Source organism: Streptomyces canus, assembly GCF_030816965.1.
GTDB lineage: Bacteria > Actinomycetota > Actinomycetes > Streptomycetales > Streptomycetaceae > Streptomyces > Streptomyces canus_E.
The window spans coordinates 6,296,303-6,319,150 of sequence record NZ_JAUSYQ010000002.1 but is presented as its reverse complement, the minus strand read 5'-3'; the positions used below and the strand labels follow the sequence as shown (position 1 = coordinate 6,319,150).

Here is a 22,848-nt window from a genome sequence, read left to right as displayed (position 1 = left end):
AGCGGCTGTGACACAACCGGTCATCGTGGAGGGACTGTCGGCGTGGTCACCGGCCCGTGGGCTGACCCCTGCCGCGGAGCCGACGACACCCCTTCTCGTCGCGGACTCCTGGCTGGTGCGGGACGGCAGGGTGCGCGGGCTCGACCGCCACCGGGAGCGGTTCCTGCGGACCTGCGGCGAGGTGAGCGGGCCGCCGCTGCGTCGGCTGCTGGAGTTCTGGCGGGACATGACCGACGCACTGCCCCGTACGGGCGAGTGGTTCCCCCGCGTCGAACTCGCCGCGGGATCCCTGGAGTTGCGGCTGCTCCTGCGGCACGCTCCCCCGCTCGGGACCGGCGTGCGGGTCTGGGCGACCGGCCAGGCCGATCCACGGACCGTGCCTCGCCGCAAGGGACCGGACCTCGGCGCCCTCGCCCGGGTGCGCGAGCGGGCGTCCGCTGCGGGCGCGGAGGAGGCGATGCTGGTCGCGCCCTCCGGCTCCGTGCTGGAGGCGGCGACCGCCAGCGTGCTGTGGTGGGAGGACGACACCCTGTGTCTGCCTCCGCCCCGGCTGCCGGTCCTCCCCGGGGTGACCGTCGCCCTCATCCAGGAGCGGGCCCGGCGCGAAGGCATCCCCGTCGCCCACCGCGAGCGGACCGTGGCCGCACTGGACGGCCGTGAGGTGTGGCTGGTGAACGCGCTGCACGGAGTCCGGCCGGTGACGGGGTGGACCGGAGGGCCGTTGCGGGCGGCACCGGCGCAGCGCGCCCCGGAATGGCGGGCGTGGCTGGACAGCCTCATGGAGCCGCTGCCGAGCAGGTGAATTCCCTACCGGAAAATGCGCCGGACCATAAACGGTCCGGCGCATTCAAAGGTGCCCGAATTCAGTTCTTCGGCGTCGGCTGATAATTCCCCGGCGCCATGCGCGTGGCAATGGCGATCCGGTTGTACGCGTTGATGACGGTCGCCGCCCAGATCAGCGCCGCGATCTGCGTCTCGTCGAAGACCTCCGCGGCCTCGGCGTAGACCGCGTCCGGCACCTGCCCGTCGTGCACCAGGGTCACGGCCTCGGTCAATGCCAGTGCGGCGCGCTCGCGTGCGGTGAAGAAGGGGGTCTCCCGCCAGGCGTTCAGGGCGTAGACGCGCTGCTCGGTCTCGCCCGCCGCACGGGCGTCCTTGGTGTGCATGTCGAGGCAGAACGCACAGCCGTTGATCTGCGAGGCGCGGATCCGGATCAGTTCCAGGAGTTCCGGTTCGACCTTGGCATTCCGGGCCGCGGAAACGGCTGCTGCGTGCAGGGAGCCCATCGCCGCTGACGCGTCGGGGGTGATCTTCTTCAGGGCCACACGGGATATGGATGCACTGTTGTTCATGGGGTGACTCTATCCACGCGTCCGCATTCGGGAATGAGGAACAGTTGAAATAGGCGGCGTTATTCGGGCAGCACCGCGCACAGCGCCTCCAGCGCTCCCGACCAGGCGTGGTCCGGCGGTGTCCCGTAGCCCACGACGAGCGCGTCGCGCCGCTCGACGGTGGCCTCGGGGTGCTGGTAGCGGTGCAGCCCGTGGACCGCGAGACCCTGCCAGGCCGCCGCCCGCAGCGCCGACTGCTCGGTGCCCGGCGGGAGCCGCAGCACGACGTGCAGACCGGCCGCGATCCCCGTGGCATGGACCCTCGGGGCCCGCCGCGAGAGCTCGGCGACCAGGGCGTCGCGGCGGCGCCGGTACCGCAGTCGGGCGGCGCGCACATGACGGTCGTAGGCACCGGAGACGAGGAACTCGGCAAGGGTCAGCTGGTCGAGGGAGGCGCAGGTGTCGATGCCGCCCTTGACGGTCAGCACCTCCTCCATGAGGCCGGGCGGCAGCACCAGCCAGCCCAGCCGGAGGCCGGGGGCGAGGGACTTGCTGGCGGTGCCCGCGTGGACGACGTGGTCGGGGTCCAGGCCCTGGAGGGCGCCGACGGGCTGGCGGTCGTAGCGGAACTCGCCGTCGTAGTCGTCCTCGACGACCAGGCCGCCGGTGCGGCGCGCCCACTCGACGACGACCGCCCGACGGTCGCGGTGCAGGGTGCCGCCCATCGGGAACTGGTGGGCCGGGGTGAGCAGGACCGCGGCCTGGTCGGTCAACTCGCCCGGGTCGGTGCCGCGTTCGTCGAACGGCAGGGGCACGGTCCGCAGACCGGCGGCCGCGAGCACGTTCCAGTGCACGTCGAGGCCGTACGACTCCACGGCTACCGCGCGGGCGCCCCGGGCCCGCAGTACGGCGCCGAGGAGGCGCAGGCCGTGCGAGAACCCGGCGCAGACCAGGATGCGTTCGGGGTCGGCGCGCACCCCGCGGGCGCGGGAGAGGTAGTCGGCGAGGGCGGTGCGCAGTTCGATGCGGCCGCGCGGGTCGCCGTAGTCGAGGGCCTGGTAGGGGGCGGTGGCGAGGGCCCGGCGGGCGGCCTTGAGCCACTGCGCGCGTGGGAAGGAGGCGAGGTCGGGGGTGCCGGGGACGAGGTTGTGGGTGGGGCGCCCGGGTTCACGGGGCCGGGGTGGGGCGCCGGTCGGCAGGACGACCGTACGTTCCGAGACGCGGGTGCCCGAGCCCTGGCGCGCGGTGAGCCAGCCCTCGGCGACCAGGTCGGCGTAGGCGTCGGCCACGGTGTTGCGGGCGATGCCCAGGTCGGCGGCGAGGGCGCGGGAGGAGGGCAGCCGGGTGCCGGGCGCGAGCCGGCCGGTGCGGACGGCCTCGCGCAGGGCGTCGGTGAGGCCCCGCCGGACGCCCCCTCCGGTGGGTTCCAGGTGCAGGTCGACGCCGAAAGTGGCCCAGGGTTTCACCATGGAAGTGGACCATACTCCTGGGCTGCCTGGCTTCTAGGGTCGAGGCATGACTACAGAGGAAAACGTCCGATACACCCCCGAACAGCCGCCCCGCCTGGCCTGGGCCCAGCACGTCCCCGAGGTCTACAAGGCGATGCTCCGCCTCGACACGGCCGCCCGGCGCGGCCTCGACCCCCGGCTGCTGGAGCTGGTGAAGATCCGCGCCTCGCAGCTCAACCACTGCGCGTTGTGCATCGACATGCACTCCAAGGACGCCCTCGCCGCCGGTGAGAGCGTCGAGCGGATCATCCAGCTCGGTGCGTGGGAGGAGTCGAAGCACTTCTACACGGAGAAGGAGGTCGCGGCCCTCGAACTGACCGACGCCGTCACCGTCCTCACCGACGGCTTCGTGCCGGACGAGGTGTACGACCACGTGGCCAAGCACTTCGAGGAGGCCGAGCTGGCCCAGCTGATCGCCGCGATCACGGTGATCAACGCGTGGAACCGGTTCGGTGTGACCTGCCGTATGGTCCCGGGCCACTATGAGGCGGGGCAGCACCAGTGAGCCGTACGGACGTCCTCGACCGCGAGGTCGGCCGGGCCCTGTCGTGCGACCGGGGACACCGGGTACGGCGTCAGCGTGCGGGGCCCCGCTCCACCAGAGGATGGATCAGGGCCTCCTCGCCGCCTCTGGCCGTATCTACTTGGCCAGGTCGCGCAGGGCGGCGTCCAACAGCAGCCTCCGGCCGCGGGGGCCTCCCGGGACCGGACCACGCACTCCCGCTCAGTTCACAGGAACGGTGAGCGAGAAGCAGCTGGACCTGCTGGCCGCCCGGGAGGAGGCGGAGGGCGTGTACGACGAGCGGGAGCGGGCCGCGTTCGCGCTGACGGAGGCGGTGACCGTCCTGACAGACCAGTTCGTGCCGGACGACGTGTACGCCACCGCCGCCAAGCAGTTCAACGAGGGGCAACTCGCCCATCTCATCGGTCTGATCGTCGCCATCAACGACTGGAACCGGGTGATGGTCTCGCGCCGGATCCCGCCGGGGGGTCACCGGCAGTGAGCAAGGTGGAGGTCTTTCGCGCCCTGCACCGCAACCGCCTCCCGGGCGATCCGCTGGTGCTGCCCGGCCCCTGGGACGCCCTCAGCGCCCGGGTGTGCGAGGAGGCCGGGTTCCCGGCGCTCGCCACGCCCAGTGCGGGGATCGCGGCAGCGCTCGGACACAAGGACGGATCCACCCCGGCCGACGAGATGTTCGCCGCGGTGGCGCGCATCTCCGCAGCCGTGGACATCCCCGTGTCGGCGGACGTCGAGGGCGGGTACGGGCTGGCGCCGAAGGAGCTGGTGGAGCGGCTGCTGGAGGCGGGTGCCGTGGGCTGCAACCTCGAGGACTCCCGCCAGGGTGTCCTCAAGGACCCGCGCGAGCACGCCGAGTGGCTCGCCGAGGTGCGGTACGCGGCCGGTGACCAGCTGTTCGTCAACGCCCGCGTGGACACCTTCTCGTACGGCGACGGTGATCCCGAGCGGGCCATCGAGCGGGCCGCGCTGTACGTCGCCGCGGGCGCCGACTGTGTCTATCCGATCGGCGCCCCGGCGGGCGTGCTCCCCCTGCTGCGGTCCGGTGTCCAGGGGCCGGTCAACATGCTCGGCCGGCTGGACGGCGAGGGCCCCTCGCCCACCGAACTCGGTGAACTCGGGGCCACTCGCGTCACGTTCGGGCCGGGGCTGCAGCGGAGGATGGCCCGCCAGCTGCGTGAGAGCGCCGACCGCCTCCAGCGATAGGGCCGTTCAGGACAGCCACGCCTTCCATGTCGACGTGTGGCCGTCCACCCACTTCTTCGCCGCCTCTTCCGGCGTCAGCTTCTGGTCGGCGATCATCAGGGAGACCTCGTTCTGGTCCTCGGTCGTCCACTTGAACCTCTTCAGCAGGGCCGCCGCCTTGCCGCCGGACCTGGCGAAGTCCGTGTTGAGGTACTTCTGGAGCGGGGTGTGCGGATAGGCGCAGGTGATCTTCGCCGGGTCCGCGTCGCAGCCCTCCTTGTAGGCGGGGAGCTTCACCTCGGTCATGGGGACCTTCTCGAACAGCCACTGGGGGGCGTACCAGTAGGTCAGGAAGGGCTTCTTCTCCTTGGCGAACTGCCTCATCTGGGTGATCTGCGCGGCCTCCGAACCGGCGAACACCACCTGGTAGTCCAGGCCCAGGTTCTTCACCAGCGCCTTGTCGTTGGTGACATAGGACGGGGAGCCGTCCATCAGCTGGCCCTTGCCGCCGCTCTCCGCGGTGCGCAGTTGCGAGGCGTACTTGTTGAGGTTCTTCCAGTTCGTGACGTCCGGGTGCTGTTTGGCGAAGTACGTCGGGACGTACCAGCCGATGTGCCCGGTCACACCGAGCCCGCCGCCCGCCGTGATCGTCTTCTTGTCCTTGACGTACCGCTGTTCCTGCTCGGGGTGGCCCCAGTCCTCCAGGATGGCGTCGACCCGGCCCTGGCTGAGCGCGTCCCAGGCGGGGACCTCGTCGACCTGGACGGTGTCGACGCGGTAGCCGAGCTTGTGCTCCAGGAGGTACTGGGCCACGGCCACGTTGGCCTGCGCGCCGACCCAGGACTGGACGGACAGGGTCACCGACTTGGCGCCCTGCGCGTTGGCGAAGGGCGAGGCCTGCTTGGTCATGTCGGCGGCGCCGCAGCCGGTGAGCAGCAGAAGGGCGCCGCCCACCGCGATCGCACGTACTCGCATGTCAGGCTCCCTTCCCCGTGCGGCGTTCGGTCGGCTGGGTGACCCGGTCGAGCATCAGGCCGAGGCACACGATGGCTGCGCCCGCGACCAGGCCGGTGGCCAGGTCACCCTGGGCCAGGCCGAAGACGGTGTCGTAGCCGAGCGCGCCTCCGCCGACTAGGCCGCCGATGACGACGACGGCGAGCACGAGCACCACGCCCTGGTTGACGGCGAGCAGCAACGCGGGCCGGGCGAGCGGGAGTTGGACCTGCCGCAGCTGCTGCCAACTGGTCGCGCCGAGCGACCTCGAGGACTCCATCGCGGCCGGGTCGACCTGGCGCAGGCCCTGCGTGGTGATGCGGACGACGGCGGGCAGCGCGTAGACGACGGCCGCCGCCGCGGCGGGCGCGCGGCCCACGCCGAACAGCGCGACGACCGGGATCAGGTACACGAACTGTGGCATGGTCTGGAAGACGTCCAGGACGGGCCGGAGCAGCCGCTCGACGCGGTCGCTGCGGGCCGCCGCGACGGCCGTCGCGAAGCCCAGGACGAGGGTGACGGCGACGGCCGCGAGGACCTGCGACAGGGTGTCCAGCGCGGGTGTCCACACACCGAGGACGCCGATCGCGGCCATGGCGAGGACCGCGGTGAGCGCGGTGCGCCAGGTGCCGATCAGCCACGCCAGGGTGGCGACGATGAGCAGCACGGACCACCAGGGCAGCCCCTGGAGCCCGTCGCGGACCGGGTCGAGGACCCAGGTGGTGAAGTGGCCGGCCCAGTCGGCGGTGCCGCCGACGACGGGGACACCGGAGTAGAGGTGGTCCGTCATCCAGTCGACGGCCCGGTTGACCGGCTCGGCGATGTTCAGGGTCCAGGTGTCCGGCCAGTCGAGACGGCCCAGCAGACGCCCGGCCACCGCCACGACGACGGCCCCGGCGAGGGCGTACGCCCATCCCGCGCGCCCTCGTGGTTCGGTGCCGTCACCCGCCGCGCCCGTCACCCGGTCGAGGACGACGGCGAGCAGCACGATCGGGATGCCGGCCGCGAGCGCCGCGCCCACGTCGACCGAGGCCAGCGCCTGGTAGACGCGGTCACCGAGGCCGGCGGCGCCGATCACGGAGGCGATGACGGCCATCGACAGCGCCATCATGATCGTCTGGTTGAGGCCGAGGAGGAGTTCCTTGCGGGCCAGCGGGATACGGGCGGTCAGCAGCCGCTGGCGGGCGGTGGTGCCGAGCGACTCGACCGCCTCCAGGACCTCCTTGTCCGCACTCTGGAGGCCGAGCGCGGTGAGGCGGGCCATGGGCGGGGCGGCGTAGACGACGGTCGCGAGGACGGCGGCGGGCACGCCCATGCCGAAGACCAGGACCACCGGGAGGAGGTAGGCGTAGGCGGGCATCACCTGCATGGTGTCCAGGACCGGACGCAGGATCTTGTCCATACGGCGGGACAGCCCGGCGGCGAGACCCAGCAGGACACCGACGACGACCGAGGCGAGGACGGCGACGACCATCAGGGCGAGGGTCTGCATGGTGGGCACCCACATGCCGAGCAGACCGCAGGCGAGGAACGCCGCCGCCGTGCCCACGGCGAGCCTGACGCCGGCGACCCGCCAGGCCACGAGCGCACCGAGCGCGGTGACGCCGGCCCAGCCCGCGCCGAGCAGGACGAGATACACGGCGCGTACGGAGATCACGACGGCGTTGCTGACGTAGCCGAAGAAGTAGAGGAACAGCGGGTGGCTGTCGCGGTTGTCGATGATCCAGTCGCTCGCCTTGGAGAGCGGGCTCGTGAGGTCGACGGTGAGGGCGCTCGGCCAGCTGCCGCTGGCCCAGCGGGCGTTGGCGAGCGGCACGAGGACCGCGGCGGCGAGGGCGATGAGCAGGAGCTTGTGGACCGCCCGGTGCCTGAGCAGACCGGTGGGCAGGACGCGGGGCGTGGACGCGGTGACGGTTGCCATCAGACGGCCTCCTTGCGGAGCTCCGTTCCGGCGGCTTTGTTGCCGAGTTCCGTTCCGGCGACGACGCCGAGCAGGCGTTCGTGGTCGACGACGCCGAGGCACCGTCCGTTGTCCACGACGCACGCCGGCCTGCCGCTGCCGGCGACGACCTTGATCGCGTCGGCGACGACGGAGTCCGGGGCCAGTGCGCCCGGGTGGGTCGGGCCCGCGCAGTCGCCCGGCTTCATGGCCCTGCGGACCGTCATCACCTGTTCGCGGGGCACGTCCCGGACGAACTCGCGGACATAGCCGTCGGCCGGGGAGCCGACGATCTCCTCCGGGGTGCCCAGCTGGACGACCTTGCCGTCACGCATCAGGGCGATCCGGTCGCCGAGTTTGAGGGCCTCGCTCAGGTCGTGGGTGATGAAGACCATCGTGCGGCCCTCCTCCCGGTGCAGGCGGACGACCTCCTCCTGCATGTCCCGCCGGATCAGGGGGTCGAGCGCGCTGAACGGCTCGTCGAAGAGGAGGACCTGCGGGTCCACCGCCAAGGCCCGGGCCAGGCCGACGCGTTGCTGCTGGCCGCCGGAGAGCTGGGCGGGCCTGCGCTGTTCCATGCCCTCCAGGCCGACCTTGGCGACGACCTCGGCGGCCCGCGCCCGGCGCTCGGCCTTGCCCATGCCCTGGATCTCCAGGCCGTACGCCACGTTGTCGAGGACCGTGCGGTGCGGGAGGAGGCCGAAGTGCTGGAAGACCATCGCGGCGCGGTGGCGGCGCAGTTCGCGCAACCGGGACTTGTCCATCGCGCGGACGTCCTCGCCGTCGATGCAGATCGTGCCCGCCGTCGGTTCGATGAGCCGGGTCAGACAGCGCACCAGCGTGGACTTGCCGGAGCCGGACAGGCCCATGACGACGAAGACCTCGCCCTTGCGGACGTCGAAGCTCACATCGCGGACGGCCGCCGTGCAGCCCGTCTGCGCGCGCAGGTCGGCGGGGTCGAGGGCGGACAGTTCAGCGTCCTCGGGAACGCGGTCCGCCTTGGGGCCGAACACCTTCCACAGGCCGTCGACGGAGAACACCGCCTGGTCCGTCGTCGGCGGCTTCTCCATGGTCGCGGTCGTACTCATCACGCACCACCTCCCAGCAGGTCTACGGCTTTCTCGCCGACCATGAGCACTCCGATCATCGGGTTCACGGCGGTCATGGTCGGGAACACGGACGCGTCGGCGATGCGGATGCCGTCCAGGCCCCGGATCCTCAACTCGGGGTCCACCACGGCCAGTTCGTCGTCGGCGGCACCCATACGGCAGGTGCCCGCCGGGTGGTACACGGTGTGGGCGACCTTGCGGGCGTACTCGCTCAGCTCCTCGTCACCGGTGACGTCGGGGCCCGGGCACACCTCCCGCTTCAGCCAGCCGGCGAGCGGTTCGGTCCGCGCGATCTCGCGGGCGATCCTGATCCCGTCGACGAGGGTGCGGCCGTCGTAGTCGTCCTCGTCGGTGAAGTAGCGGAAGTCGAGGGCGGGCTTCACCTCCGGGTCCGCGCTGGTCAGGTACAGGCGGCCGCGGCTCTTGGGCTTGGGGATGTTCGGGGTCATCGAGACGCCGTACGCCGGGCGTTCGTAACCGAGACGTTCCGGATTGTCCGTGAAGGGGACCTGGTAGAAGTGGAACATCAGGTCCGGGCCCGCGTGTTCGGGGTCGCGGCGCACGAACAGGCCCGCGTCGGAGTCCATCGCGGAGTTCTCGGGGATCGGTCCGTTCGTCTCCCAGACGATCACCGACTCGGGGTGGTCGAGGAGGTTCTCGCCGACGCCCGGCAGGTCGTGCGCGACCGGGATGCCGAGTGCTTCGAGGTCCGCACGGGGGCCGATGCCGGAGTGGAGCAGCAGACGGGGCGAGTCGACGGCACCGGCGCACAGAAGGACTTCGCGGCGGGCCCTGATCAGGGTCTCCTGGCCGTCCTTCGTCCGCACGTGCACGCCTTCCGCACGCGTGCCCTCCAGCTCCAGCTTGTACGCCCAGGTCTCCAGGAGAAGGCGGAGGTTGGGCCGCTCGTCCATCACCGGATGCAGATACGCCACCGACGCCGACGAGCGCTTGTTGTTCTCCGGGTGGTAGGCCAGGTCGAAGAAGCCGACGCCGTCGTCGAACGGCTTCTTGTTGAAGCCCTCCACCCTGGGGACTTCGAGGGCCTTCTGGGCCGCGTCGACGAAGTCACGGGCGATGGCGTTCCGGTCCTTCTCGTCGACCGGGACGATGTTGTTCTTCAGCCGGGCGTAGTACGCCTCCATCGGCACCGCGCCCCAGCCCTTGGCGCCTGCCTCCTCCCACTCGTCCCAGTCGGACGGCAGCGGCTTGAAGGCGATCAGGGTGTTGTGCGAGGAACAGCCGCCGAGGACCCGGGCGCGGCTGTGCCGGATGTGGGAGTTGCCGCGCGGCTGTTCGGTGGTGGGGTAGTCGTAGTCGAGCTCGCCGCCGAGCAGGCCCATCCAGCGGCGCAGGGTGAGGACGTCGTCTCTGCCGACATCGCTGGGGCCGCCCTCGATGACGGCGACGGTGACGTCGGGGTTCTCGGTGAGACGGGAGGCTATGACGGAGCCTGCCGTTCCGCCGCCTATGACGACGTAGTCGTACTCCTGTTTGATCTCGGACATGGGGGTACTCCAGGAAAGTCTTGAGAGAGGGGAGGGCGAGTGGGCTCAACCGGCGAACCAGCGCACGGGCTTCGGCGCGAGGTTCTGGTAGACGTGCTTGCTCTCGCGGTACTCGGCGAGTCCGGCGGGGCCGAGCTCGCGGCCCACTCCGCTCTTGCCGAAGCCGCCCCACTCCGCCTGCGGGAGGTAGGGGTGGAAGTCGTTGATCCAGACGGTGCCGTGGCGCAGGCGGCCGGCGACCCGGCGGGCACGGCCGGCGTCGGTGGTCCAGACGGCGCCCGCGAGGCCGTACTCGGTGTCGTTGGCGAGGGCGATCGCCTCGTCCTCGGTGCGGAAGGCCTCGACGGTGAGAACCGGTCCGAAGACCTCCTCCCGCACGACCCGCATCTCACGGTGGCAGCGGTCGAGGACGGTCGGCTCGTAGAAGTAGCCGTCGGCGGGACGCTCGGCCGACGGCTCGGGGCGCTGACCGCCGGAGCGCAGCACCGCGCCCTCGGCGAGCGCGGAAGCGACGTACGACTCGACCTTGGCGCGCTGCTGCTCGGAGACCAGCGGCCCGCACTCGACACCGTCCTCGGTGCCGCGGCCGAGACGGATCTTCGAGGCCCGGCGGGCGAGTTCGGCGACGAAGCGGTCCCGGACGGACTCCTCGACGATGAGGCGGCCACCCGCGGAGCAGACCTGGCCGCTGTGGATGAAGGCGGCGTTGAGGGCCTGGTCGACGGCGGTGTCGAAGCCCTCGGGGGTGGCGCAGGCGTCGGCGAAGACCACGTTGGGGTTCTTGCCGCCGAGTTCGAGGGCGACCTTCTTCACCGAGACGGCCGCCGCCTGGGCGACCTTCGTGCCGCTGATCAGGCCACCGGTGAAGGAGACCAGGTCGACGTCGGGGTGCTCGGCGAGCCGGGCGCCGACGGTGTGGCCGGGACCGGTCACGATGTTGGCCACGCCTTCCGGCAGACCGGCCTCGACCAGGAGCTCGATGAGCGCGATCGTCGTCATCGGGGTGATCTCGCTCGGCTTGACCACGAAGGTGTTGCCGGCCGCGAGCGCGGGAGCGATCTTCCAACTGGCCTGGAGAAGCGGGTAGTTCCAGGGCGTGATCAGCGCGCACACGCCGACGGGTTCGTGTACGACGACGCTGTGGATGTCGGTCGAGCCGGCGTCGACGACCCGGCCGGGTGCCTCGCCCGCGACCAGGTCGGCGAAGTAGCGGAAGGCGTCGGCGACACAGTCGATGTCGACCCGGCCCTCCTCCACCGTCTTGCCCGCGTCACGGCTCTCCAGGAGGCCGAGCTCTTCGCGGTCGCGTACGAGAAGATCGGCGACGCGGCGCAGAAGTGCGGCGCGTTCGGCGACGGGGGTGAGCGGCCAGGGGCCCTGTCCTGAGCCGAAGGCCTGGCGGGCGGCGGCGACCGCCAGGTCGGTGTCCTTCTCGTCCCCCTCGGCGACCACGGCGAACGGCCGCGCGTCGGCAGGGTCGAGGATCTCGCGGGTGGCTCCGGAGACGGCTGCGCGCCACTCGCCGCCCGCGTGGATGGTCTGCGGCTCCTGCCGCGCCTGCTGTCCGGCCATGATCGGTGTTGCCTTCCGTTCCTGTTCAGTTCCCCTGTGTCACACACGCGTCACTCACGGGGACCGTCGTCGCCTGCCCGCGCACCTCGATTGCATGCGCAATCGGTGGCCGAAAGTGCGCTGACTCACGGAACATGCGGACAAAGCGGGGCGAAAGACACGGCAGGCGGGTGCGGCGAACGCCGGTTCAGTCGATCGACGCGGCGTCGCAGGCGTAGGGCGCGCAGAAGCCGGAGAGAGCGGTGGTCAGGAGTTCCAGTTCGTCCTGGCCGCCGTCGTTCTCCGGGCCGTACGCGGCGATCGCGTAGATGAGGCCGTCCTGGGCGACGAACCGCTCGTCGTAGACGTGCCAGGGGCCCACGTCCGGCTCTCCGCTGAGGGAGTCGGCCCGGTACTCCAGGCGTTCGCCCGTGAACCCGTCCTCCTCGACGGGCTGGAGGTCCAGTTGCTCGAAGCCGTCCGGCTTGGGGGTGTCGGCGGAGAGGTAGAGCTCGAAGGACGCCTCCGGGGACTCCTCCGCGACCTGGTACACCTGGAGCCGGCGCTCCCCGTCCGCGCTGCGGTAGTTGACCACGTCGATGCCGTACTTGGACGTCACGGTGGTGCGCGACCAGCCCGCGGGCCGTGCGACACGGAAGCCTTCCTTGTCCTCGTACAGCTCGTACCCGGCGGGGAGTTCGGGCGAGGCGAGCGGGGACGCCGTGTCCTCGGTCGGCGAGGGGGTCGGCGACTCGTAGGGGCCGCTCTGCTGCGAGACGACCCCCGTGGGCGTCGGGCTCACGTCACCGGCCTTGTCGTCCTCGTCCCCGCCGCCGGCCAGCGTCAGCATCAGGGTCACGGCGACGCCGACGGCGGCGACCCCGGCGAGCACGGACCAGACGATCCGACGGTTCGTCCCGGCGGCAGGCGCGGTGGCGGCCGGCTGAGCGGAGGTCTGAGCGGCGGTCGACCAGGAAGTCCCCGACCACTCTGCCGACGGCGTGGATCCGCCACCGAGCTGCTCGACGGAGGACCAGCCGCCGTCGGGGGCGCCGGGAGCACCGGCGGCGCCGGGTCCGTGCCAGGTGCTGCCGCCTCCGGTTCCGGGCCAGCCGGCGGGAGGGGAGGGCGGGGGCGGCAGGACGGGGGCGGCCTCCGCAGACGGTCCCGTGGCAGCGGGCGGCGGTTCCGTGGAGCCGGACCCCGCAGCCGCGCCCACGGTCTGGTCGGGGGCCGCCTCCGACCCGACCGACCCGGCCGCCGGCGGCCACACGGGCGCGACCGGCCCAGCCGTGGGCGTGACGGTCCCGTCAGCCGACGGCGCGCCGTCCGATTCTCCGCCCGCGGCCCCGGGCACCCCCGGCGGCCACGTCGGCACAGCGCCCGGCCGGGCCGGTGGCGGCGGAGTGACCGGACCGGTCGCGGTCCCGCTCCCGTCCCCGTCCTCCCACCGCTGTGTCTCCTCGTTCCAGTACCGCACGCCCCCGCTCATGGCGTCCCCTTCCCACTCACCGCGTCCCCCGCTCACACCCACGCCACGAACGCCGACTCACCGCGGCCACCGTGGACCGGCGCCGCACTCCCCCCTTACCGCACCGCGCCCTCTCACAACCCCAGCAGCCCCGCCACGGCCCCCGCCGAAGCGACCAGACCGACCAGCGCCTGCGAGTCGTCCAGCAGCGCCCGCAGGCGTTCCCGACGGGTCGGCCCCGCCTGCCCCGTCGTGACGATCTCCTCCTCCGTCTCGGCCAGCGCGCTGTCCAGCGCCGCCGTCTCGTCGGTGGCCCGGAGTCGCGTGAGGTCCTCGCGGAGTTCCCGTACGGCGGTCAGGAGCGCCTCGGCGGCCTCGTCCCGCTGGGGCGCCGTACCGTGGTGGCTCTCGGCGTGCGCGTGGCTGCCGATGGCGAAGGTGCTGCCGTGGACACCGCCGCTGATGCTGACGCCTGGCTCATCCGTTGTCATTGCCGCTGGTTCCCTTCTGCGGCGCGGACCCTGCGCCGCCGTTGCCGGAGGACGCGGTGGCGTTCTTGCCCACCGCGAAGGTGCTGCCGTGGACACCGCCCTCGACGTTCACTCCGCCGCTGCTGATGTTCACGATCTTCTGGACGAACTCGCCGGTCTGGTAACCGGATTCGGCCAGCGCGGTCAGCACGCCGTGCGCGACCCGGTCCTGCACGCTCCTGAGGTAGCGGGAGGCGTCCATCTCCTGGAAGCGGGACCCCTCGTCCACCGAGCCCAGCTCCCGCACCGACAGCGCCGGACCGTCGGGCAGCGCGCCCGTGTGGCCGCCGGTCAGCAGCTTCCACGCGTACCCCACGCCCCTGCCGAGGGTGACGAGGGAGCGGGCCGCGGAGCCCGGCACCCGGGCCACCGCCCAGGCCGCCTTCCCGACGACGTTGTTGTGCCGGTGGGTGTGGGCCGTGCGGTCGGCGTCCTTGAAGTCCTCGCGCACCGGCAGCAGCACATGCGGGGCGATCTCCAGCATGAGCATCCGGCCCTGGGTGTGAACCCGTACGAAGACCGTGACGACGAGCTCCTCCTCCCAGCCGCCGACCCGGATCCGCAGGAAGTGCCGCCGCTTCTCGGCGCCCTCCTCGACCGCACGTGCCCGGTGGTCCTCGAAGGCCTGCGGGTGGTACGGCGCCTCCTCGCGCCGGCGCAGCCCCTCCGCGGGCAGGAACACGCACTCGTCGATCTCCAGCCAGCGCAGCCGGTCGCGGACCGTGTGTCCGGCGAACTCGGAGGGCAGCCGCAGCTGTTCGAGCAGCGGGCGGATCTTCTCCAGGACCGCGCGGTTGTTCAGCGGCAGTTGTTCCTTCTTCGTCTCGTCGGGTCGCAGCTCGACGGCGAGCACCCAGGTCTCGTAGGCGGCCCCGGCCCCGCAGAAGGGACGCTTCTCGTGGTACATGACCAGCGGCGCGTGCTGCTCGATCCGGATGCGCTGCTTCAGCCGCTGGAACCGCTGTCCCTCGGCCCGCTCGGCGGGGTCGCCGGCCGCGTCCGGGAAGCGCTGCGGGGACAGCTCGGCGCCCATCGCCCGGGCGAACTGTCCGCGCTGCGCGGCCACGCATCCCGCGATCAGTGCGAAGACGACGATCACCAGCCAGGCCTGCAGGGGCCCGATCAGTTCGCTGACCCCGTCGAAGTCGGGGAACAGCAGATCGGACGGGCCGGTCGAGTCGCCGTAGGAACCGTACGAGTCGCCGTAGCCGTACGAGTCGCCGAAGGACCCCGAGTCACCGTAGGACGACGAGTCGTCGTCGCCCCCGCCGAACGCGACGACGAGGGCCAGGATCAGGAACGCCGCGAAGACGAGCCGCCCCCACCAGCGCACGAAGAAGGCCGGCACCCGCCGGTACAGCGGCGGGTTCGCGCTCTTGCCCCGGATCCACGAGGCGGCCGCGAGCATGAGGCTCGGACCGAGGAACACGAACAGCAGCCCGCCGGTCAGCGGCAGCCCGATCACCCACAGGCCCAGGATCAGTCCGGCCCACAGGAGCTCCTGGCGCCGGGCTCGCAGCGCGTGCGCGAGCACCCGGGCCGCGTCGAGGCCGAGCGAGGGTGCCACGATCCGCTGTTCGTTCAGGTGCAGCTGCTCGATGACCCGGTCCCGGTAACCGGAATCCAGGTAGGTGCCCGCGCACAGCAGCCGGGTCGCCTCACTGGCGTGCGGTGGTGTGGCCGGTCCCGGGGGTGCCGGCGAAGGTGGTGCGCCGCCCGACGCCGGCTGCGGTTGCTGAGGCACGAATGCAGTACTCACGCCACTCCCCCGATGCGTGCAAAGGCCTTGCTCACTGCTGTTGTTGACAACCGATCAGCATAGAGGTGCGGGTGGGGCCGGCGAACCGGAATGCCGATCTGTGGACAGCGGCAGATTAATTTGACTAAAGTCAAAGATTATGGACCCGGTGTCGACAGAGCACGTGGCGGAGTTCCGCCGGTTCAACCGCTACTTCACCCGCCGTATCGGCGCCCTGGACGACCACTACCTCGGCCAGGACCGCCCGCTCGGCGAGGCGCGGCTGCTGTTCGAGATCGGCGAGGGGGTCTCGCTGCGCGAGCTCAGGACCCGGCTCGGTCTGGACGCCGGATATCTGAGCCGGATGGCGAAGACCCTGCAAGGGCAGGGCATGGTCCGGGTCAGCGTCCACCCGGGCGACAGCCGGCTGCGCATGGTCGAGCTGACCCGCGCCGGAAGAATCGAACTCGAGGAGCAGAACCGCCGGGCCGACGCCCTCGCGGCCGGTCTGCTCGACGGACTCACCCGGCCCCAGCGCGACCGGCTCACCGAGGCGATGAGCACCGCCCAGCGCCTGCTGCGCCTGGCCGGCATCACCGTGGCCCCGGTCGACGGCGCCGCCCCCGACGCCCGCGCCTGCCTCGACGCCTACGCCGCCGACATCGACGCCCGCTTCCCGGAGGGCTTCGACAAGTCCGACCTGGTGCGCCCCGAGGAGGTCTCCGGCACCGCGGGCGCGTTCTTCGTGGCGTACGAGGAGGGCCGCCCCGTGGGCTGCGGCGCGCTGCGCCGGCTGGAGCCGCGCGTCGGCGAGATCCGCCATGTGTGGGTGCACCCGGACGCCCGCCGCCTCGGCCTCGCCCGGCGGATCCTCGCGGCCCTGGAGACGGAGGCCGCCGCCCGCCGCCTGGCCGTCCTGCGGCTCGACACGCACGCCTCGCTCACCGAGGCGCGGACGATGTACCGGGCGTGCGGCTACACGGAGATCCCGCCGTACGTGGATCACGTCTACGGCGACTACTGGTTCGAGAAGCGGCTGACCGGCTGACCCCGGGTCTCGGCGGACCCCAGGGCTCACTCCGCCCCCACGCCGCACTCCGTGTCCGCCGGGCAGAAGGAGGCCAGCGCCTTGGTGAGAGGCTCGCGCACCAGGGCGGGCGCGAGGGCGGCGGGGCCGGTGGCGCGGATCGCGTACAGCCTCCCGTCGGCGGCCCGGAAACGGTGGTCGACGACTTGGCGGGCGCCGAGGTCCGTGTCGTCGTAGCGGTAGGCGAGCTCGGCCCAGGTGGTGCCGGAGGCCCGGTCGAGGACCTGGTAGCCGGGCCGGCGCGAGAAGCCGTAGCCGGGGTCGTTCTCGGCCAGGCCGAGGGACTGGGCCGGGGTGTCCTCCGCGAGCCGGAAGACCTGGAGCCGGCGGCCGTCGGCGGGAGCGTCGTAGACGACGACCGGAGCGGACTGCCCCTGCGTCTCGGTGCGGGTCCAGCCCCGGGGAACGTCGACGGTGTAGCCGACGGGATCCTGGACACGGCGGTACCCCGAGGCGGTGGAGACGGAAGGCGACGGGGACGGCGTGGCCGTGACGCTCGGGGCCGGGCCGGCGCCCCTCCCGGAACCGGACCCGAGGGAGGTGTCGCGGATGAGCCACCAGACACCGACACCGACCGAGACCCCGACCAGGACGGCCACCGCGAGGGCGGCGAGCACCCGTCGGACCCGGTGGGGCGCGCGCGGGGGACCCGCGGGAGCCGGCGCCGCCGGTGGCCAGGGAGGGGCGGGGGCAGCCGGTGTCCCGGCCGTCGCCCAGGGAGGCGCGAACGAGGTCGGTGTCCGGGCCGATGCCCACGGCGGGGCGGTCCCCGTCTCCCCCGAACTCCAGGCCGCCCGGCCTCTCTCCTCGCTCGGTTCGTGTTCCGCTCCGGAACCGGAGCTGTAGCCGTTCCAGCCGTTCATCTCGCCCCCCCGCATCACCCCACCGGGTACTGCATCGACCGTAGGGCGAAAAACGGCCACGGGCCCTGATCCGGAAGGAACCGGAACAGGGCCCGTGCACGCTCGTGACAGAGCCGTCGAGAAGACTCAGATCAGGCCGAGCGCGCGCACCGCCTCGCGCTCCTCCTCCAGCTCCTTCACGGAGGCGTCGATGCGGGCGCGGGAGAACTCGTTGATCTCCAGGCCCTGGACGATCTCGTAGACGCCGTCCTTGGTGGTGACGGGGAAGGACGAGATCAGGCCGGCCGGGACGCCGTAGGAACCGTCCGACGGGATGCCCATGGAGGTCCAGTCGCCGTCCGCGGTGCCGTTGACCCAGGTGTGGACGTGGTCGATGGCGGCGTTGGCGGCGGAGGCGGCCGACGAGGCGCCACGGGCCTCGATGATGGCCGCGCCGCGCTTGGCGACGGTCGGGATGAAGTCCTCGGCCAGCCACGTCTCGTCGTTGACGGTCTCGGCGGCGTTCTTGCCGGCGACCGTGGCGTGGAAGATGTCCGGGTACTGGGTGGCGGAGTGGTTGCCCCAGATGGTCAGCCGCTTGATGTCGGCGACCGTGGTGCCCGTCTTCTTCGCGAGCTGGGTCAGCGCGCGGTTGTGGTCGAGGCGGGTCATCGCGGTGAAGCGCTCGGCCGGTACGTCCGGTGCGGCGGCCTGGGCGATCAGCGCGTTGGTGTTGGCCGGGTTGCCGACGACCAGGATCTTCACGTCGTCCGCGGCGTGGTCGTTGATGGCCTTGCCCTGCGGCTTGAAGATGCCGCCGTTGGCCTCCAGGAGGTCACCGCGCTCCATGCCCTTGGTGCGGGGGCGGGCGCCGACGAGCAGACCGACGTTGGTGCCGTCGAAGGCGACGTTCGGGTCGTCGGTGATGTCGATGCCCTGAAGGAGCGGGAAGGCGCAGTCGTCGAGCTCCATGGCGGTGCCCTCGGCGGCCTTCAGCGCGGGGGTGATCTCCAGGAGGCGAAGCTTGACCGGAACGTCCGCGCCGAGCAGCTGGCCGGAGGCGATGCGGAAGAGCAGGGCGTAACCGATCTGGCCGGCCGCGCCGGTGACGGTGACGTTCACGGGAGTGCGGGTCATGGCGTTCTCCGTATGACAGCTGGCGGTGGGGCGTCCCTGCCCCGGACGTTTGATCGATCTCTTGGCGTCAAGAGAGATCCAGCGGTCAGGCTATCGCGCATCGGGGATGTCGGACGTCCGGCCCCGTGTGGCCCACCCCACAACCACCCTGCAACACCCCGCAACCACCCCGCGAACGGCCGACGAAAGAGGCGGCCGCCCGTCCGGGAGAGGGAGGACGAAGGCGGCCGCCGTATGGGGGTACCGATTTCCGGACTCCCGTGGGGGTACGGTTCGCGTGCCCCCGATTCGGCATCCCATGCACGGTCGCTGAAGATTTACCTATCCGGGGGGGGCGGGCACCCCTCAGTCGGTGCACCCCGACTGCCCGGAAGCCAGCGCCACGCAGGCCTTCGCCTCGCCGGCGTCCTTCACGGCCACCATCGGCGTATAGGCGATCGTGTCCCCGGCCTCGGTGATGTCCCCGCTCTGCTCGGTCGCCTTCCCCGCGGTCACCTCGACCTTGTCCCCCTGCCCGGCCTGGGTGACCCTCCCCCAGGCCGCGCCGCAGGTCTCGCTGTACCGCACCTCGACCACGGTCGCCCCCACCGTCGCGGTCTTGGCGGTCGTCACCAGATTCCCGCTGCACCCCATGGCCTCGGCGTCCTTGCCGGTGCACCCCGCACCACTGCACTTCACCCCGGCGGGCAGCGAGACGGACGCGCTGGCCGACGGTGACGGAGACGTGTCGGCCCCCGAGTTCTGCTTGCCCCCGCCCCCGTCGGTCAGGAAGAACACGGCGGCGACCACGACCAGCACCCCGACGACCCCCGCGAGGAACATCGTCAGCCGCCGCTTCCCCCCGCCGGAGCCACCGGCCCCGGCGGGCCCACCGGCGCCACCGGAGGAGCCGTCCCCGGGCCGTGCGTCCTGCGGCTCGTCGTACGGCCCGGGCGTTCCCGGCGCCCCTGGCGTCCACCCCGGACCGCCGGTGGAGACGGGCGCCGCCGCGGCCGTACGTCCCGAAGAGGGCTGCGACGGCCCCTGATATCCGGCCATGCCCCAGGAGTTCCCGCCCGAGGAGCCCTGCCGTGCCTCCACGCTGTCGGCTTCCGACGACGTCGGCTGCGGCGGCACCGCAGGGGCGACTCCCGCGGGTCCCGCGACCCCCGGCGTCGCCGTCGCGCTGCTGCTCCTGCGGGCCGTCTTGCCGCCCTTGACGTTGGCGGGCGGCGCCCCGAACTCGCCGAGCGCGGCCCGTGCCTGGGAGATCCGGATGGCCTCCATGGTCATGTCGTGGCGCATCTCCGAACGGCTCCAGGCCCGTTCGGCGAGCTCCCACATCGTGGTCAGGTGAACGGGATTGGTGCCGGTGACCTCGGCCAGGGCGACGATCGCGCCCTTCGGCGCGAGCAGCCGGCCGTTGAGATACCGCTCCCAGGACGTCTTGCTGTAACCCGTGCGGTCGGCGACGGCCGCGATGCTCAGGCCGCTGCGGTCCACGAGCCGCCGCAATTGGCTCGCGAACTCCCTGACCTGCGGATCCAGTTCATCCGGCAAAGCCCTCCAGCGAGGCATTGCTCCCCCTCTTCCCCCCGGTCGGTGCTGTTTGTTCCCCGCTCCCCCGTGCCCCCCACAGGAGTGCGTCCGCCAAGGATCTCAGCTCCCGGCGTGGAGACGCACGGGGGCGTCGGCAAGTTCGACACATTAGCTCCGCTGTCGAACGGTTCTGTGTCAAATGCGCGAACTTGTCAATACATCGTCACAGGAGGAACACACCGGTAATAACGCCCGTCACGGGAGTTCCCGGCTCACCCGGACGCCACGGCACCGGCCACCCCGGCCAACAGCAGGAGGACAAGCAGAAGTACGGCGAACAGCAACAACCGGTTCATTCCCCGGCCGCCCTCTTCGGGGCGCTCGTCCCACCACGGCAGGGTCGGGTCGTCCTCGTACTCCTCGCCACCGGCGGTCGGTGCGGGCGCCGTCGTCGGGCGGGGCCAGGCCTGGACCGCCAGTTCCCAGCGCACACCGAAGCGGTCGGCGTCGGCGCGGTCGAGACCCGCGATCCGGCACAGGGCGGCGACGGCCTGGCGGGGCGGGGGCTGGGTGGCGTTGAGATAGCGGTGCCAGGAGGACTTGCTGTACGCGGTGCGGGCGCCGAGCGCGACCAGGCTGAGCCCCGTACTGTCCTTGAGCTGTCTGAGCTGCTCGACGAAGTGCCGTACCTCCGGGGGCAGATCGTCGGGCAGCGCCTGCCAGCCACTCATCGCCCACCTCCACGGCGTCTTCACCTGCTTCCCGGCAATTGACGACGTCAGAGGCCTGATCGGTTCCTGGTACGGGGTCGGCTGTGGCAGGTCGCGCGCACCGTGCCGGAAGGGTCACCGCTGTGTCACAGCGAACTGACAGCGGTTGAACAGGCCGTTCGCGGCACGGGAGGCTGAGCCGTGACGGCGGCCCGTCCTTCATCGGGGGTGGGGGCGGACCGCCGTCCCGTGCCTGCGTCGGGTCAGCTGCTGCTGACCGTGAAGTGCAGGGTGTCCTTGAGGAAGGGGATCACCAGCCACGGGTTCGGCTGCACCATCATCGCCAGCAGGACGATCGCGGTGCCGAGCACGCCGTAGGTGGCGATGTCGGTGAAGCGCGAGCGCACGGCGAGCATGCCGACGTCCGGCAGCAGCCAGCGCAGCACGGCACCGGCGAGCAGGGCGAGACCGATGAGCAGCGTGCCGTAGCGGAACTGGTCGAGGGCGGTCAGCAGCAGCCCGAGCCCCACCGTGGCCAGCACGGCGAGCACCGGCCACTGCCGGGCGGGCGCCGGAGCGTCCCGCGGCGCGGCCCGGCCACCGCCCTCGGGCCGCGCGGTGTCCCTGGTGAACAGCGGAAACCGCCGGGTCGCCCGCCGGGGCCGCCCGTCGACATCGGGCGCACTGATCGCGTCCCGCACGACGACTTCGGCCTGCGACTCGGGATCCGACAGGTTGTCCGACTCAGGATCCGACGCCTTGTCCGACTCGCCATCGGCACCGCCCGGCTTCCCGGCGGCACCATCCGCGGCACTCGTGGCACCGGGCTCGCGGGCCTCCCCTGCCTCGGCGGCCGTGGCGCCCGACATCCGGAGCTCCTCTGTCTCGGCCGTCCTCGCACCCGGCTTTCGGGGTGCGCCCGACGCCGCGTCCTGCTCCTGAGAGCCTCGCGCCGCGGTCGCCCGCGTCCCCGGTGTCCGGGCCCTCCGCCCGCCGACCGTCTGCTTCTCGGCGCCGGGCGCCTCGGCCACCGGCTCCTGGGGCCCGTCCCCGGCCGCACCCGCCTTCCGGTGCCCCTGCGCCTCGGCCGCATCCACACCAGACGTCCGTGACCCGACTGCCTCGGCCGACTCCGCGCCCGCCTCCCGAGGGCTCCGCGCCGCGGCCGCCCCCGTCCCGGCTCCCCGCTTCCCGGGGCCCCGTGCCTCAGCCGACACTGCGCTCCGCCGCCTCGACCACGTTGACGAGCAGCTGGGCGCGGGTCATCGGGCCGACGCCGCCGGGATTCGGGGAGATGAAGCCGGCGACTTCGGCGACGCCGGGGTGGACGTCGCCGACGATCCTGCCCTCGGCGTTGCGGGAGACGCCGACGTCGAGGACGGCGGCACCAGGCTTCACGTCCTCGGGACGGATCAGGTGGGCGGAACCGGCGGCGGCGACGATGATGTCCGCGCGCTTGAGGTGCGAGGACAGGTCACGGGTGCCGGTGTGGCACTGGGTCACCGTCGCGTTCTCACTGCGCCGGGTGAGCAGCAGCGGCATCGAGCGGCCGATCGTCACGCCACGGCCGACGACCACCACCTCCGCGCCCTTGATCTCCACGCCGTACCGGCGCAACAGCGTCAGCACGCCGTTCGGCGTGCACGGCAGGGGCGCCGGCTCGTTGAGGACCAGCCGTCCGAGGTTCATCGGGTGCAGCCCGTCCGCGTCCTTGTCCGGGTCCATGAGTTCGAGGATGCGGTTCTCGTCGATGCCCTTGGGCAGCGGCAGCTGGACGATGTAACCGGTGCACGCCGGGTCGTCGTTCAGCTCGCGGACGACCGCCTCGATCTCCTCCTGCGTGGCCGTCTCGGGCAGTTCACGCTGGATGGAGGCGATGCCGACCTCCGCGCAGTCCCGGTGCTTGCCGGCGACGTACTTCTGGCTGCCGGGGTCGCTCCCGACGAGGATCGTGCCGAGGCCGGGCGTGACGCCCTTCTCCTTCAGCGCCGCCACGCGGGCGGTCAGATCGGACTTGATCGCGGCTGCGGTGGCCTTGCCATCGAGAATCTGGGCGGTCATGTCCCCATCTTCGCGGATGACCCGGCCCCGGTTCCAATCCGGGTTCCACCATGGCCCCGCTCAAGATCGGCGAGGTTGCACTTGCACAACACATACCGAATGAGGCTGGACAA

Annotated in this window: 20 protein-coding genes and 1 pseudogene; 5 read left to right on the top strand and 16 right to left on the bottom strand. The window is 71.9% G+C overall.

What is annotated here, in order from left to right:
* The first annotated feature begins 7 nt into the window (after window positions 1-7).
* Window positions 8-802 (top strand): aminotransferase class IV, encoded by a 795-nt coding sequence (locus QF027_RS30120; protein WP_307078207.1) that lies wholly within the window; start codon window positions 8-10, stop codon window positions 800-802.
* 61 nt (window positions 803-863) lie between these two features.
* Here QF027_RS30120 and QF027_RS30115 read toward each other — a convergent pair whose 3' ends face one another.
* Together QF027_RS30115 and pdxR are read right to left on the bottom strand one after the other, a co-directional pair.
* The gene (locus QF027_RS30115) at window positions 864-1,352 is read right to left on the bottom strand and encodes a carboxymuconolactone decarboxylase family protein (RefSeq protein ID WP_307078205.1); all 489 of its coding nucleotides are present in this window, start codon (window positions 1,350-1,352) and stop codon (window positions 864-866) included.
* Between the two features lie 59 nt (window positions 1,353-1,411).
* A complete protein-coding gene (pdxR, locus tag QF027_RS30110) occupies window positions 1,412-2,800 on the bottom strand; it encodes a MocR-like pyridoxine biosynthesis transcription factor PdxR (RefSeq protein WP_306977274.1) in 1,389 nt (462 codons plus the stop codon).
* A 46-nt stretch (window positions 2,801-2,846) separates the two neighbouring features.
* Between pdxR and QF027_RS30105 the strand changes: the two genes are divergently transcribed.
* From QF027_RS30105 to QF027_RS30095, 3 genes and pseudogenes are all read left to right on the top strand, one after another.
* On the top strand, window positions 2,847-3,344 hold the full coding sequence (locus QF027_RS30105) for a carboxymuconolactone decarboxylase family protein (protein ID WP_306977276.1): 498 nt from the start codon (window positions 2,847-2,849) through the stop codon (window positions 3,342-3,344).
* A gap of 235 nt (window positions 3,345-3,579) precedes the next feature.
* Window positions 3,580-3,843 (top strand): annotated as a pseudogene (locus tag QF027_RS30100) (carboxymuconolactone decarboxylase family protein); the annotation flags it as partial.
* Window positions 3,840-4,562 (top strand): isocitrate lyase/PEP mutase family protein, encoded by a 723-nt coding sequence (locus QF027_RS30095; protein WP_307078203.1) that lies wholly within the window; start codon window positions 3,840-3,842, stop codon window positions 4,560-4,562. The pseudogene QF027_RS30100 and the gene QF027_RS30095, both read left to right, overlap by 4 nt.
* Window positions 4,563-4,568: 6 nt before the next feature.
* Here the strand turns inward: QF027_RS30095 and QF027_RS30090 are convergent, their stop codons facing one another.
* The 8 genes from QF027_RS30090 to QF027_RS30055 all read right to left on the bottom strand — a co-directional run bounded on the left by QF027_RS30090 (window position 4,569) and on the right by QF027_RS30055 (window position 15,401).
* Window positions 4,569-5,516: an ABC transporter substrate-binding protein gene (locus tag QF027_RS30090; RefSeq protein ID WP_306977280.1), complete on the bottom strand. Its 948-nt coding sequence runs from the start codon at window positions 5,514-5,516 to the stop codon at window positions 4,569-4,571.
* A gap of 1 nt (window position 5,517) precedes the next feature.
* Window positions 5,518-7,455: an ABC transporter permease gene (locus QF027_RS30085; protein WP_307078201.1), complete on the bottom strand. Its 1,938-nt coding sequence runs from the start codon at window positions 7,453-7,455 to the stop codon at window positions 5,518-5,520.
* Entirely contained in the window at window positions 7,455-8,561 is a 1,107-nt protein-coding gene (locus QF027_RS30080) for a quaternary amine ABC transporter ATP-binding protein (RefSeq protein WP_307078199.1), read from the bottom strand. The genes QF027_RS30085 and QF027_RS30080 overlap by 1 nt, the downstream gene beginning before the upstream one ends.
* Entirely contained in the window at window positions 8,561-10,090 is a 1,530-nt protein-coding gene (locus QF027_RS30075; RefSeq protein WP_307078197.1) for a GMC family oxidoreductase, read from the bottom strand. Before QF027_RS30075 ends, QF027_RS30080 begins: the two co-directional genes overlap by 1 nt.
* Window positions 10,091-10,135: 45 nt before the next feature.
* A complete protein-coding gene (locus tag QF027_RS30070) occupies window positions 10,136-11,662 on the bottom strand; it encodes an aldehyde dehydrogenase family protein (RefSeq protein WP_307078195.1) in 1,527 nt (508 codons plus the stop codon).
* A 187-nt stretch (window positions 11,663-11,849) separates the two neighbouring features.
* The gene (locus QF027_RS30065) at window positions 11,850-13,133 is read right to left on the bottom strand and encodes a hypothetical protein (protein ID WP_307078193.1); all 1,284 of its coding nucleotides are present in this window, start codon (window positions 13,131-13,133) and stop codon (window positions 11,850-11,852) included.
* A gap of 113 nt (window positions 13,134-13,246) precedes the next feature.
* Entirely contained in the window at window positions 13,247-13,603 is a 357-nt protein-coding gene (locus QF027_RS30060) for a hypothetical protein (RefSeq protein ID WP_057607802.1), read from the bottom strand.
* Complete coding sequence (locus tag QF027_RS30055; RefSeq protein WP_307078190.1) at window positions 13,590-15,401, bottom strand: hypothetical protein; 1,812 nt, start codon at window positions 15,399-15,401, stop codon at window positions 13,590-13,592. The genes QF027_RS30060 and QF027_RS30055 overlap by 14 nt, the downstream gene beginning before the upstream one ends.
* A gap of 139 nt (window positions 15,402-15,540) precedes the next feature.
* Between QF027_RS30055 and QF027_RS30050 the strand changes: the two genes are divergently transcribed.
* Window positions 15,541-16,428 carry a bifunctional helix-turn-helix transcriptional regulator/GNAT family N-acetyltransferase gene (locus tag QF027_RS30050; protein WP_306977296.1) on the top strand — a complete coding sequence of 296 codons (888 nt, stop codon included), beginning with the start codon at window positions 15,541-15,543 and terminating at the stop codon, window positions 16,426-16,428.
* 26 nt (window positions 16,429-16,454) lie between these two features.
* Here QF027_RS30050 and QF027_RS30045 read toward each other — a convergent pair whose 3' ends face one another.
* The 6 genes from QF027_RS30045 to QF027_RS30020 all read right to left on the bottom strand — a co-directional run bounded on the left by QF027_RS30045 (window position 16,455) and on the right by QF027_RS30020 (window position 22,735).
* Window positions 16,455-17,084: a hypothetical protein gene (locus tag QF027_RS30045; RefSeq protein WP_306977298.1), complete on the bottom strand. Its 630-nt coding sequence runs from the start codon at window positions 17,082-17,084 to the stop codon at window positions 16,455-16,457.
* A gap of 372 nt (window positions 17,085-17,456) precedes the next feature.
* A complete protein-coding gene (locus QF027_RS30040) occupies window positions 17,457-18,446 on the bottom strand; it encodes a malate dehydrogenase (protein WP_307078188.1) in 990 nt (329 codons plus the stop codon).
* Between the two features lie 345 nt (window positions 18,447-18,791).
* Window positions 18,792-19,985 carry a helix-turn-helix domain-containing protein gene (locus QF027_RS30035; RefSeq protein ID WP_306977303.1) on the bottom strand — a complete coding sequence of 398 codons (1,194 nt, stop codon included), beginning with the start codon at window positions 19,983-19,985 and terminating at the stop codon, window positions 18,792-18,794.
* Between the two features lie 251 nt (window positions 19,986-20,236).
* A complete protein-coding gene (locus tag QF027_RS30030; protein WP_306977305.1) occupies window positions 20,237-20,695 on the bottom strand; it encodes a helix-turn-helix domain-containing protein in 459 nt (152 codons plus the stop codon).
* A gap of 242 nt (window positions 20,696-20,937) precedes the next feature.
* Window positions 20,938-21,408, bottom strand: coding sequence for a DUF3017 domain-containing protein (locus tag QF027_RS30025; protein WP_373431063.1), 471 nt, complete (start codon window positions 21,406-21,408; stop codon window positions 20,938-20,940).
* A gap of 472 nt (window positions 21,409-21,880) precedes the next feature.
* Window positions 21,881-22,735, bottom strand: a complete 855-nt coding sequence (locus tag QF027_RS30020; protein WP_266560532.1) for a bifunctional methylenetetrahydrofolate dehydrogenase/methenyltetrahydrofolate cyclohydrolase — start codon at window positions 22,733-22,735, stop codon at window positions 21,881-21,883.
* Window positions 22,736-22,848 lie beyond the last annotated feature (113 nt).

What these genes read in the sequence shown, in the direction of transcription:
- QF027_RS30050 (WP_306977296.1), top strand. Translation starts at nt 15,541, where the DNA reads ATGGACCCGGTGTCGACAGAGCACGTGGCGGAGTTCCGCCGGTTCAAC.
- QF027_RS30080 (WP_307078199.1), bottom strand. Translation starts at nt 8,561, where the DNA reads ATGAGTACGACCGCGACCATGGAGAAGCCGCCGACGACGGACCAGGCG.
- QF027_RS30030 (WP_306977305.1), bottom strand. Translation starts at nt 20,695, where the DNA reads ATGAGTGGCTGGCAGGCGCTGCCCGACGATCTGCCCCCGGAGGTACGG.
- QF027_RS30105 (WP_306977276.1), top strand. Translation starts at nt 2,847, where the DNA reads ATGACTACAGAGGAAAACGTCCGATACACCCCCGAACAGCCGCCCCGC.
- QF027_RS30075 (WP_307078197.1), bottom strand. Translation starts at nt 10,090, where the DNA reads ATGTCCGAGATCAAACAGGAGTACGACTACGTCGTCATAGGCGGCGGA.
- QF027_RS30090 (WP_306977280.1), bottom strand. Translation starts at nt 5,516, where the DNA reads ATGCGAGTACGTGCGATCGCGGTGGGCGGCGCCCTTCTGCTGCTCACC.
- QF027_RS30085 (WP_307078201.1), bottom strand. Translation starts at nt 7,455, where the DNA reads ATGGCAACCGTCACCGCGTCCACGCCCCGCGTCCTGCCCACCGGTCTG.
- QF027_RS30070 (WP_307078195.1), bottom strand. Translation starts at nt 11,662, where the DNA reads ATGGCCGGACAGCAGGCGCGGCAGGAGCCGCAGACCATCCACGCGGGC.
- QF027_RS30060 (WP_057607802.1), bottom strand. Translation starts at nt 13,603, where the DNA reads ATGACAACGGATGAGCCAGGCGTCAGCATCAGCGGCGGTGTCCACGGC.
- pdxR (WP_306977274.1), bottom strand. Translation starts at nt 2,800, where the DNA reads ATGGTGAAACCCTGGGCCACTTTCGGCGTCGACCTGCACCTGGAACCC.
- QF027_RS30115 (WP_307078205.1), bottom strand. Translation starts at nt 1,352, where the DNA reads ATGAACAACAGTGCATCCATATCCCGTGTGGCCCTGAAGAAGATCACC.
- QF027_RS30065 (WP_307078193.1), bottom strand. Translation starts at nt 13,133, where the DNA reads ATGAGCGGGGGCGTGCGGTACTGGAACGAGGAGACACAGCGGTGGGAG.
- QF027_RS30020 (WP_266560532.1), bottom strand. Translation starts at nt 22,735, where the DNA reads ATGACCGCCCAGATTCTCGATGGCAAGGCCACCGCAGCCGCGATCAAG.
- QF027_RS30040 (WP_307078188.1), bottom strand. Translation starts at nt 18,446, where the DNA reads ATGACCCGCACTCCCGTGAACGTCACCGTCACCGGCGCGGCCGGCCAG.